At 60.1% G+C, this 11,418-nt stretch carries 10 protein-coding genes and 1 pseudogene; 6 read left to right on the top strand and 5 right to left on the bottom strand.

Annotated features, from left to right (window positions below; all coding sequences use genetic code 11):
• Positions 1–338 precede the first annotated feature (338 nt).
• From BO1_RS34630 to BO1_RS58285, 4 genes are all read left to right on the top strand, one after another.
• Entirely contained in the window at positions 339–581 is a 243-nt protein-coding gene (locus tag BO1_RS34630; RefSeq protein WP_028221487.1) for a hypothetical protein, read from the top strand.
• Positions 582–608: 27 nt separating this feature from the next.
• Complete coding sequence (locus tag BO1_RS53960) at positions 609–848, top strand: DUF6566 family protein (RefSeq protein ID WP_052409711.1); 240 nt, start codon at positions 609–611, stop codon at positions 846–848.
• Positions 849–1,024: 176 nt separating this feature from the next.
• Entirely contained in the window at positions 1,025–2,272 is a 1,248-nt protein-coding gene (locus BO1_RS34620; RefSeq protein ID WP_043287801.1) for an NAD(P)/FAD-dependent oxidoreductase, read from the top strand.
• Positions 2,273–2,329: 57 nt separating this feature from the next.
• On the top strand, positions 2,330–2,602 hold the full coding sequence (locus BO1_RS58285) for a UBP-type zinc finger domain-containing protein (RefSeq protein ID WP_084688426.1): 273 nt from the start codon (positions 2,330–2,332) through the stop codon (positions 2,600–2,602).
• A 48-nt stretch (positions 2,603–2,650) separates the two neighbouring features.
• On the opposite strand, the pseudogene BO1_RS53955 reads toward BO1_RS58285, so the two are convergent.
• The 3 genes and pseudogenes from BO1_RS53955 to BO1_RS34605 form a co-directional block, all read right to left on the bottom strand.
• Positions 2,651–5,483 (bottom strand): annotated as a pseudogene (locus BO1_RS53955) (ATP-dependent Clp protease ATP-binding subunit).
• A 529-nt stretch (positions 5,484–6,012) separates the two neighbouring features.
• Positions 6,013–6,639 (bottom strand): Hsp20/alpha crystallin family protein, encoded by a 627-nt coding sequence (locus tag BO1_RS34610; protein ID WP_028221485.1) that lies wholly within the window; start codon positions 6,637–6,639, stop codon positions 6,013–6,015.
• Between the two features lie 159 nt (positions 6,640–6,798).
• Complete coding sequence (locus BO1_RS34605) at positions 6,799–7,374, bottom strand: HdeD family acid-resistance protein (RefSeq protein ID WP_028221484.1); 576 nt, start codon at positions 7,372–7,374, stop codon at positions 6,799–6,801.
• A gap of 289 nt (positions 7,375–7,663) precedes the next feature.
• On the opposite strand from BO1_RS34605, the gene BO1_RS34600 reads away from it, so the two are divergent.
• Positions 7,664–8,098 (top strand): PRC-barrel domain-containing protein, encoded by a 435-nt coding sequence (locus tag BO1_RS34600; protein ID WP_028221483.1) that lies wholly within the window; start codon positions 7,664–7,666, stop codon positions 8,096–8,098.
• 87 nt (positions 8,099–8,185) lie between these two features.
• On the opposite strand, the gene BO1_RS34595 is transcribed toward BO1_RS34600, so the two are convergent.
• Positions 8,186–8,680 (bottom strand): MgtC/SapB family protein, encoded by a 495-nt coding sequence (locus tag BO1_RS34595; RefSeq protein WP_028221482.1) that lies wholly within the window; start codon positions 8,678–8,680, stop codon positions 8,186–8,188.
• A 579-nt stretch (positions 8,681–9,259) separates the two neighbouring features.
• Between BO1_RS34595 and BO1_RS34590 the strand changes: the two genes are divergently transcribed.
• Positions 9,260–10,132, top strand: a complete 873-nt coding sequence (locus tag BO1_RS34590) for a helix-turn-helix domain-containing protein (RefSeq protein WP_245643979.1) — start codon at positions 9,260–9,262, stop codon at positions 10,130–10,132.
• A 456-nt stretch (positions 10,133–10,588) separates the two neighbouring features.
• Here the strand turns inward: BO1_RS34590 and BO1_RS34585 are convergent, their stop codons facing one another.
• The gene (locus BO1_RS34585; protein WP_028221480.1) at positions 10,589–11,242 is read right to left on the bottom strand and encodes a BON domain-containing protein; all 654 of its coding nucleotides are present in this window, start codon (positions 11,240–11,242) and stop codon (positions 10,589–10,591) included.
• Positions 11,243–11,418: the final 176 nt, after the last annotated feature.

The raw sequence follows: 11,418 nt of genomic DNA, 5'->3' as shown, positions 1-11,418 counted from the left end.
GCAGACTCCGTCACGGGTCGTGTCGCATGCTTCGAGGCCACTCGCACACGCGCTGGCTTGCTGCGGTGCTGCGGTTATCTGGCAACCGGAGCACCAGCGCCTGTATGACTGGCTCGAGCCTGGCCCCCTGCAGGTCGAATATTTTCCTTTTTTGTCAACTCGCCAGCAGTTCATCAACTGCGGACACCGGCTCTTGATGCAGACCGCAGAAGCGAGCGATTATCCGTACATCCCCGGATTAGCGACTAGACTTAAAGCATCGTCGGTGCATGCCTACGCACGAGGCACTATGCGCTATTCAGTCATGGTCGGGACGTGCGACCGAGGGAGACGGACCGATGCCGAAGATCGTTCGAACCGCTGAGCAGATTCGCGACGAAGTGCAGAACCGCATGGCGAACATGGCTGCTGATGTGCCAGGAGCTTTGCGCGTGCGTATACCGCTACCGGAGCGGCACCCGCCCGACGCATCCGGCCGCAACTGGAACATGGTGCCGCTCAATGACCTCGGCGCACATTGCGCACATCATGTCCAGAAGGTGATCGAAGACATGCGCACTGAGTTCGTGCTTCCAGATTGACCCCTTGATATAAAACGGGAGCCGCTCATGCAATCGCACGTGTTTGAGCATCGAGGCTACGAGATTGCAGTACAGCCGGAGCAGAAAGCATACGGCGCGTGGCAGGCGAAGGTGAGTGTGCGCCATGCCGATAGCCCCGTGGCCGAATTCCGTCTTGGGACGACTCAGCCGGAATGGCTTACGCAGGAGGAGGCGGTGCGCGACGGCATCGAATGGGGCACGCGTTTTGTCGATCGCAAGCTGGAAGAGTCGCACGACCTGATGTGATGGTGCCATCAGCAGAAAGCGAACAAAGCCCCGCAGGATCGCGAAAGACGCCGCTGCAGAACGGGCCTACGGTGCACAGATATGGCTAACCGCCGTTGTCTTGGCGCGGTCGCCTGCTTGTGAAGCGTGAGAAACGAAAGTAACTCCTGAACGTCCTCAAAGGCGGACAGATATTCATGGTCAGGATCTATGGACGCATGCGCAGCGCACATGGCTACGCGATACGCGACTTCCTGCATCGCTGCGATATACCGTTCGAATGGATCGAACTGGGCAGCGACAAGGAGGCGGACAAGGAGGCGGAGGAACTGGCGCATGTGCAGCACCTTTCCTATTCGCGCCTGCCGGTTTGCGTCTTCCACGACGGAACGCGGCTGGAATGTCCCACCATCCGGCAAATCACCGAGAAGCTCGGCTGGTTTGCGAGTCCATCCCGTGAGGCCTACGATCTTGCGATTTACGGCGCCGGACCGGCGGGATTAAGCGCCGCGGTGTACGGTGCATCGGAGGGACTGCATACCGTGCTGGTGGAGCGCTGGGCACTGGGCGGACAGGCAGGCAGCAGTTCGAAGATCGAGAACTATCTGGGCTTTCCACAAGGCGTGAGCGGCGCGGAACTCGCTGAACGGGCGCGCGATCAGGCCATCAGGTTCGGCGCCGAAATCCTGCTGGCGCGCGCCGGCGTCCACGCGGAGTTCCCGCCCGGTCAGGGCATCGTGTATCTGGAAGACGGCACGCGCATCACGGCGCGCACGTCTATCTGCGCGACGGGCGTCGCATATCGCACGTTAGGCCTGGCAGGTGAAGAGCGCTTTCTTGGCGCAGGCCTTTATTACGGCGCCGGGGCGAGCGAGGCCGTACTGATCCATGGTGAAGACGTGTATGTGGTGGGCGGCGGCAACTCGGCGGGCCAGGCCGCCATGCATTTTTCGCAGTCCGCCAATCGCGTCTATATGCTCGTGCGTGACGCATCGCTCAAAGACACGTTATCACAGTACCTGGTGGACCGCATCACATCGGCATCGAACATTGAAGTGCTCACATGCACCGAAGTTGCCGCGCTCGCTGGCAGTGACGTGTTGCAGGAGATTACGCTGACCGATGTGCGAACCGCCCGGTCCCGCACGGTAAGAACGAATTGGCTATTCGTCTGCATTGGCGGCGTGCCGCAGACGGAATGGGCGCAGGAGGTCGGCATCGTTCGCGATGAAGCCGGCTATCTCGTAACCGGACCCGATCTGCAGGAATATCGGGCGGACCTGAATTGGCCTCTCGAACGCGCGCCGCTGCATCTGGAAACGAGTATGCCTGGCGTATTCGCAGCGGGCGACGTGCGTCACGCATCGATCAAGCGCGTGGCGTCGGCAGTCGGTGAGGGGGCAATGGCCGTGGCACTGGTGCATCGCTATCTGAATAGCAGTTGAGCACGAGCGCAACCTTGATTCCAGCGCGTCTGCCATACCTGTCCGAGGAGCACGATCATGACCTCCGGTTGCACGCACCTGGGCGAAGCCCGCATTCTCCACACGCCCATCGACTATTGCGAGGACTGCGTGAAGCTCGGCCAGCCGTGGGTACATTTGCGGCTTTGCCTTTCTTGCGGACACGTCGGCTGCTGCGATTCGTCTCCCAACCGGCATGCAAGCAGGCATTTTCACGCGACCGGTCATCCACTGGTACGCTCAATCGAACCCGGCGAAACGTGGATCTGGTGCTATCGCGACGAGATCGTGGCAGGTGAGCTTGAATCGTGAGGGCGACGCTCCCCGCACGGGCGGGCGGCGTCGCGCGTTCTCCAGGGCTCATGCATGTGCCGGTGTTCCCTGCGCTGACGCGTCGCTGGGCGCTTCGGTGGGCGAGGCTCCTTTCTCCACACGCACAGAGCGTGTACCTGAATCGTAGGTCATTGTGACCTTGTCGCCATCGCGCACGTCGCCTCGCAACAGCGCATCAGCAAGTTGCGATTCCACCTCAAGACGGATCTTGCGTTTGAGCATCCGCGCACCGAAATCCGGGTCATAGCCGATCTGCGCAAGATGATCGCGCAAAGCGTCGTCGAATGACAGATCGATGTGTTGAACCAGCGCCGTACGCGCTACGCGCGCAAGTTGCAGATCGACGATACTGCGAATCTGCTCCTTGCCGAGCGCATGGAACACGACGACTTCATCGACCCGGTTCAGGAATTCGGGTTTGAAGTGATGCCGCAGCATTTCCATCAACCGGTCGCGCAGTTCAGGGTATCCAAGCTGCTTGGAATCAGCCTTCATGTTGTCCTGGATCAGCTGTGAGCCGATATTGCTGGTGGCGATGATGATCGTGTTGGTGAAATCGACCAGACGTCCCTTGCCGTCGGTGAGCCGCCCTTCGTCGAACAGTTGTAGCAGGAGGTTGTGCACCTCCGAGTTCGCCTTTTCGATTTCGTCGAGCAACACCACGCAATATGGTCTGCGCCGCACACGCTCGGTGAGTTGCCCCTTCCTCGTAGCCGACGTATCCGGGCGGCGCGCCAACCAGCCGCGCCACGGTATGACGCTCGGAATACTCGCTCATGTCGATGCGCACCAACGCGTTCTCGTCGCCGAACACCGAAGCGGCTAGCGCCTTCGCGAGTTCGGTTTTACCCACACCCGTAGGCCCAAGAAAGAGGAAGCTCGCAGTCGGCTTGCCGGCCTCTGTCAAACCGGCACGCGAAAGCCGCACCGCTTTGGCGACTGCGGACACGGCTTCATCCTGTCCGACCACGCGTTCCTTCAGATGGTCTTCCAGTCGCAAAAGCTTTTCACGGTCCTCGGCCGTGAGTTCAGACAACGGTACGCCCGTGAGCGACGAAACGATCTGTGCAATGTCTTCCGCCGTCACTTCCTGCGAGCTGGTGCCGCGCTCCTTCTTCCATGTTTCGGTGGCTTCATGCAGGCGTTTTTGTTCCGCGACAAGTTGCCCTTCCAGTTCCTTGGCCTTATCGAATTGCTTTGCAGCGCTGGCCGCGTCCTGTTCCTGCCTGATACGGCGGATGCTCGCCTCGACATCGTGCAATGGCTGCGGACGCGAATTCGACGAAATGCGCACGCGGGCGGCGGCCTGATCGAGCAAATCGATTGCCTTGTCCGGCAAAAAGCGCGCCGCGATGTAGCGGTCCGAAAGCTTTGCCGCTGCAGCGATCGCCTCTTCGGTAATTTTCACCTTGTGATGTGCTTCGAGCCGGTCGCGCAGGCCGCGCAGGATCTCGATCGTTTCCTCGACGCTAGGCTCAGGCACCGTCACGGGCTGAAAGCGCCGCTCCAATGCCGAGTCCTTTTCAATGTATTTCTGGTATTCGTTCAATGTGGTCGCACCCACCAGGTGTAACTCACCGCGAGCGAGCGCTGGCTTAAAGACATTGCCGATATCGAGTCCGCCTTCGCCGCCGCCCTGGCCGGCGCCGACAATCGTATGCAGTTCGTCGATAAATACAACCAGGCGGTCCTGGTTCTCGATGATCTCATCCAGTACCTGCTTGACGCGCTCTTCGAACTCGCCACGATACTTCGCGCCAGCCACGACGCTATTGATGTTCAGTTCGACCACGCGCTTGCCGCGCAATACTTCCGGCACCTGGTCCTGAGCGATGCGCTGCGCCAGACCTTCGACGATAGCGGTCTTGCCCACACCGGGTTCGCCGATCAGTACCGGGTTGTTCTTGCGCCGCCGCGCGAGCACTTCAATGGTGGTTTCGATTTCCTTGTCACGGCCGATCACCGGGTCGAGCTTGCCTTGACGAGCAAGCGCGCTGAGATCGCGCGCGTACTTGTCGAGCGTGGGCGTGGTGGAGCGGTCGTCCATCTTGCCGTCTTCGGCACCCTTGCCTACCACCTTGACTGCTTTTTGACGCATCGCTTGTGGCGAGAGCCCGAGCTTGCGCAGCAATTCACCTGCAAAACCGTCTTCTTCCTCGACGAGCCCGATCAGGATGTGCTCTGGTCCGACATAACTGTGACCCAGTTCCAGCGACGCCTTCAACGCATTTTCCAGCGCACTCTTGGCGCGCGGCGACACGCCGATCTGCTCGTTGTCGCCCGGCTCCTTGCGGGTGCCACGTGGCGCGGTCTGATCGATGGTCTTCTTGATTTCTTCGGGATCAAGCTTGAATTCACGCAGGATTTCCTGCACCACATTGTTACCGGCGAGCGCCAGCAAAAGGTGTTCCGTATCGACTTCGTTCTTGCCATATTCGACTGCGGCTTGCGCTGCTGCTTGCAGGCGGTCCAGGCCGCTCTGGCTCAGGTACGTCTGCAGGTCCACCGCTTCACGCGCCCGGCTATGCCGGCGCGTGCGGCCGCCCGGGTGTGCGCCCGCTGACTCGCCCATTTGCCCGCTGCCGGCCGCTGTACCCTGATTGGCGCCGCCGGGTTGTCCGGGCGAGCGTCCTACAAACCGGCTACCGCGGCCGCTTTCCATCTGTGGCCACATATCGTCGAACAGACTCTCGAACAGTCCGCCGTGAAAGAGGGACTCGAGCGGCGACAGGTGGCGCTGATTGCGCGTCATGAACTCCATGTAGTGCTCGTTGCACAGCATCAGCTGACGGCGTTGACCGTTTTCGGTGATCGTGATCTGCGAGGTTGCGGGCTTACCACAAACGCTGCACTCGGCCATGATGATCTCCTTTTCATCCGGGCGGGCATCGCTTCCCGCGCGGGTATTGGGTGGGTAGGAACTATCTATTCCGCTTCCTATTCCGATCTCTCGGTGTCGCCTTGTTTGCGTGCTGGGCTCGCGCTGCGCTCGAATCGATCCAAGCGAATCCCATCGTCCTTCGTCGCGTCGGCCGGTGCACTGATTCATCGTGCGGTACCCGCAGCAGGGGGCAATGCAGCGTGCCTTCTCCAATCGATATACCGGGACGCTCGCCGGCGCGCTGACATGCGCGCGCAAACGTTCTGTCGATCCCGTCAACCGGCGTCGGTTAGTCATGCAAGATGCGACGCTCCAGCAGGTCCCCTTCCGGGTTCGTCGAACGCAGTTCTGAGTGAGGCCGTCAGTTGTTCAGCTTCTTCCTCGGCGCCTCGCGCGGCAGTGGATCGTACCAACCGCAGCTTGACGCGATAAGCGTCGCCGGTGCGCAGCATGTCGCTTACAATCCCCCGCCCGCAAACTGACCAGTTCCATCGCCGACGGACGGGTGTTATTTGATCTCAATGCGCCGCTTCGCTGCCGGTTCTCCGACCGCTTTGGGGATGCGCAGCGTCAGCACGCCGTTTTCAAATCTGGCCTCTGCCCGATCGAGATCGATGCCCGCGGGCAGCGGGACCGCACGCTGAAAATGCCCAAACGACCGCTCGACCCGATAGCAGCCCTTTTCTTCGCTCGTCGATTCGAAGCGCTTGTCGCCGCTCACGATCAGCATGTCATCTATCACTTCGAGTTCGACGTCGTCGCGGTTCATGCCCGGCAATTCGGCAACGATACGCAGTGCGTCGCCTTCATCGGTGACGTCGATCCGCGGTTGGAACTCGCTCGCGCTGAAGTCGCCGAACCAGCTTCCGAGCGGTCCACGACCTCCGAACGGATCGCGGATCAATTCGGCAAACAGATGAATCGGATCAGGCAGCGGCCAGCTGGCAGCCGCAAGTGATACCGGCGCAGCAGCGACTTCCATCGGTGCCCCGTTACCTGTTTGCGTTCCAGTCTGCCCGTTGTGCCGCGCGCTTTGCTGACCGGTGCGCGGCGCACCGACGCCGCCAGATGCGCTTTTTTGCGCGTGCGAGCGTAAAAACCGGAACGGGTTCCATTTGTCGAGATCCAGTGGCATGTCATTCTCCTTACGTGAGGTACGCCAGTGCCAGACCCGAGGCTGGACCACCGGAGATGAGGGGCGGCGCATTCGACCTCCTGATACCACGGCACGCCCGGCGCGGCATCGCCCGCGGGTTTGACCTCGTGACCCACGAGTGGCCCGTGAGCGGTGCGCTTAGAGATGCAATGGTGCGTGTGGCTCGCCGGTCAGGTCCTCATGACGCCAGGCACGGGCAGTGATGCCGAGTACGAATAGCAGCGCGCCCGTGAACATTGCGTACACGCCGATCAGCCAGACGAGCGCTAGCGCGCCGGCGCCTGGGAAGAGCAAAACGAAGATGCCGAAAAGCACGGACAGCACTCCAGTTAGCACCAGCATCCACGCATTACGCAGGCGCCTGTGCAGCCGGGTTGCTGCGATCAGATCGAATACGCCAGTGATAATCGCGTTTGCGCCGATTACGGCGACCAGCACGAGGGCGGTAATGCCCGGCACCAGCACGGCTATCACGCCGGCGCCGATGCTGCAGATGCCGAGCAGCAAGGGCATCCACCAGCCGCCGTGCGTCGCGCGGTAGCGGATGGCCGCGACAATCGCGACAACGCCGCCAGCGATTGCGTAGGCACTAAAGAGGATGATAAGCAGTAGAAGAGTGAGACCGGGCAAGAATAACGCCAGAGTGCCGAACAGCAGCGCTACTGTGCCACGCAGAATGAGCATCCACCAAGCGCGCCCAAGCAGTTCATCCATGTGGCACTCCGGCTCAACGTCAGGTGATGAACTTAAGTCTAGGCTCCGTGCACCTGCGATTCTTTCGCGTTTCTGCCATGCATTTCGCAATTCTGCTTTGATTCGCGAGGCGCGCTGAATGGTGTACACATCGACATCGGGACGCGTCGAAATTACGCGATCCACCGCCGTCTTTTTCATAGCGCCACGCCATCAGGTCTCCTAACATGAACTTACGCTACTCACGATCCAGCATTATCGTGTTCACTAGTGGATCGGTGTCGCACTGTGAAACCACAAAGGGAATCTCATGAAAAGGAATCTGCTTGTATGGCTGCTCGTGTCGTCGCTCGGACTCCCTCTAGACGCGCACGCCCAGGTGGCCGGCGCCCAGCCGCTTGGTGTCAGTGTGGAAGAGTCGGCCGCGATCGTGGCAGGCTGGAGCGTGAGAAAGTCGATCATGGACAAGCCGGTCTTCAACGAGAAGGGCGAGCGTGTCGGCGTCATTCATGACATTATCGTTGCACCGGACCGGTCGGTATCGTTTGCAATCGTAGCCGCAAACCAGCTTCTGGGTGTGTCACATCACGACGTGGCCATTCCGATCGAGCAGCTCGATTTCAACAATGGAAAACTGGTGCTTGCCGGTGCGACGAAAGATGCGATCAAGGCGCTGCCCGAGTTTCAATACGCAAAGGTACGCGCAACACCGAAACCAAGGTCCGACTACAGCGAACATCACTGACATAGGTCTCGCATTGTCCGTGGCGAATGCATTTGACGCGCCGCACATTCGTTCCACGGGCAGTGCGCCAATCAGTGCGCCGCAGCGCTATTCGTCGTGCCGCGTGATTGCCGCCTGCTCTTCGGGCGACTTTCTTAGCCAGCGCCGGTGCAACGCACGTTCAATGCTGCCGCCGACTGAGAGCAGCAGCAGGAGCAGGGCGGTGGCAATACCTGCAATCTGCCAGGCGCCGATGCCGCACACAATGCCGAGCGCGGCGGTGACCCAGATCGAAGCCGCTGTCGTCAAGCCGCTGATCTTGCCGGTGGCGCGGTTTTGCAGGATCACCCCGGCGCCGAGAAAACCGATGCCCGTAATGACGCCTTGAATCGCACGACCAGCGTCGCTGCCGTTAGTAAAACCGTGTAGTTCGAAGGACATGCCGGCCATCGTCACAAGACAGGAGCCGAGCGCGACGAGGCCCAGCGTCTTGACACCGGTCGGCTTGCCATGCAGGTTTCGATCGAGCCCGACGATGCAGCCCACCAGCACTGCCGCGACCATGCGCAAGATCGACTCAAACAATTGGACGTGCGAAATCATCGGCACCCCGCAATTTTTCCAGGTGACGTCGCGCTCGGCGAGCACCTGGCTGCTCACTGCAGTCTAGCGTCTAGGAGAGCCAACTGCACGAGCGTCAAATGCCGCTCGGGAGTCCCTTTTTCCCTAAGCCGCAGCCGTCCTCTTGCGATCGCAGCGATCGGGCGGCGTAGATGCGATGATGCGCGTGCAGATCTGCCGCAGAAACTCACGCGAGCGGTCGCGCGTCGGGAAATGCTCCCAAAGCGTGCGACGTTAAAGCCGTGGGGTGCCTTGATAATAAGCCGGTGCAGCAAAGAAATTAACTGATCCAGACTGCTGACTGCCCCGTCGAGCAATATTTTAAGTACCAGTGCAATCCGTGCGCTTCAACTGCCTGCGAGAAGCCGATGACGACGATGCTGTCGGCAACATATCTGACCACGCGAGCACTTCGCCCCACCGCTTACGCCGCGTGATATCTAGCGCAAGCGTCAGCTTTCTGAATGCATTCCGAAAGGATGTGTTATCGCATCAAGTTCCCTCACTCCAAAAGGCTTCGCTTCTGCCCATATGACGAATCCGTCTTAGGCAACCCTGAACTTGGCCTACGCTTCCTGTACCGACGAGATGGAAGCGACATCCTTTCTTATCATGAATAAAGCCATGGCCCCGAATCGCGGATTACGCTGCCAACCGATGAGCGTCGCTTTTACCGACCGCGGACAGAATTTGATACCGGGATTCCGGTTGATTGTGCCGACTGGTTGCACTGTCGTGCATGCCGCAGGCGGCGACGACCTTGGGGTGAGTCACTCCATCCTGATCTCTGCACCATTTTCCGCAGTCATTCCGACGAGGGCGATATTGACGACGACCGCTGGCGACGATCTCAATGGATGGGTTATCGCACTCAGATCAGGCGTACTTGGGCAAGTCTCGCAAGAGGCGTTTGGCGCAGTCCCAAAATGGTCTATGTCCTGGGATCCGTTCCTGCGGGAGGCTGTGGATACATTGGGTGCCTTGTATGACGCGGATCTCATCGACGCTGCCTGCGCCGACGCTTTTGCCGATGTCATCTCGGCGCACATTGTTCTCCGGTACGGGCACTGTGCTGGTGCGGCCGAGCCGGACACGCCACTTACCCGTCAAATGCTGACTCGCATTCAAGTCTTCATTCATGAGCACATAGCCGAAAACATTCGGGTCGAGCAACTCGCAGTGCTGGTGCACATGAGTGCCTCAAACTTTGCACACGTTTTCAAAGCGGCGACAGGTAATCCGCCCCATCTGTACGTGACGCTCGAACGAGTGAAGTTTGCCAGGACGATGTTGTGTGAGGAGACGCTTCCGTTGGTTGAGGTTGGCGCGCGCGCGGGGTTCCAGACTCAACAGCATTTCACCGACGTGTTTCATCGATATACCGGTGTGACGCCTCGCGCATTCCGGCTTGCCCACCGAAACGTCGGTAGCTAATTATTTTTTGGGAAGTTGCGAGCAAAACAATGACCGCGGACTTCCGCGCTCGCGATTGAATCAGAGTCTTGAAATGACAGGTCGCCTCGGTTTGTATCCGGACCCTTGCTTGGTGTCACGGGGGCTGCCCGCCTTTGGCGAAGCGAGTGTCATCTCGACGCCTGCCTCCCCTGAACACGTAATGAGGCGCGGCAAGCTCTTCGAGCCAAAATCCAGTTTTCCCCGCCCGTATCGCCGAGCCGGTCTTCGAAGTCAGTACCACCACGATTTTCAAGACCAACCTTGCGAGTTCTTCGACTCGCCTTGCAACGAGCCGAAGAACGTGTCAACCAAAGTCGTTCTGGCAGTATAGGCAGCTGTCAGCAGCGCCGAGGGCGTTTCGGGTTTTGGTGCCGTGTCCTGTCCGTTCCTCGGCCATCCGCTAAGCAAGCGAGCCACCTGGTCTCCAGTGGCCCGTCAGTATTCGATGGTGATCCGGTTGTCGACCCGCATCACACCGGGGGCAAGCCATGCGACCCGCTCGGCCTCCTCGCGCTCAGCCCATGAGCGGACCGTGCCGCGCAGGACGACCTTGTTGCCTTCTGCCTCGACAGTGATGTGCTGGGCGTCGACTTCCGCGTTGCGCTTGAATGCGTCCTCGATCTTGTGCTTGAGTTCCTCGGGTTTGACCTTCGGCTTGATTTGGATCTCGTTCGTGAGGCCGGTTACGCCGCTCACCCGCAGCGCCGTGTCGGCCGCGCGGCGGCGCAGGTAGTCCCATTCGACTTCGCCCTTCAACGTCACGTGTCCGTCCCTGACGACTGCCTTGATATCTTCCGCCGCATAAGGCACCTCGGCCTTCAGTTCGGCAATGATCTCGCGCACGATCTCCGGATCGGGCCGCTTGTTGATCAGAGGCAAGCGCACCTCCACATCGTTTGCGACTCCCCTGACGCCACGCACGCGGGCGGCGTCCTCCTCGGCCTTTTTCCTTTGCCGGAAGCTGCGCGCGAAACCAGACAATGTGACCGCACCGTCCTTGACCGCGACCCCGATATCTGATGGATCGATGTCGGGATCCCACTTCAGTTCGTACTCCACGTCTCGCTTGATGTCTTCGTCGGTTCTCATCGCTGCTCCTCGTCGGTTTGTTGATGGACTGACGCGCGCACGCGGGCCACACGAGCGCCACACGCATCGATCGACAGTAGGGGCCGCCGGGCCGATTTTCTTCCCCACGCCTGCGCAGTTTTTGCGCAATGCTGCCGTACATTCACATCTGAAACCCACGCAGCAGAAGCGCAGAG

Source organism: Paraburkholderia oxyphila NBRC 105797, from assembly GCF_000685075.1.
GTDB classification, from domain to species: domain Bacteria; phylum Pseudomonadota; class Gammaproteobacteria; order Burkholderiales; family Burkholderiaceae; genus Paraburkholderia; species Paraburkholderia oxyphila.
The sequence above is the reverse complement of the archived record's forward strand: the minus strand, read 5'-3'. Positions and strand labels throughout refer to the sequence as shown.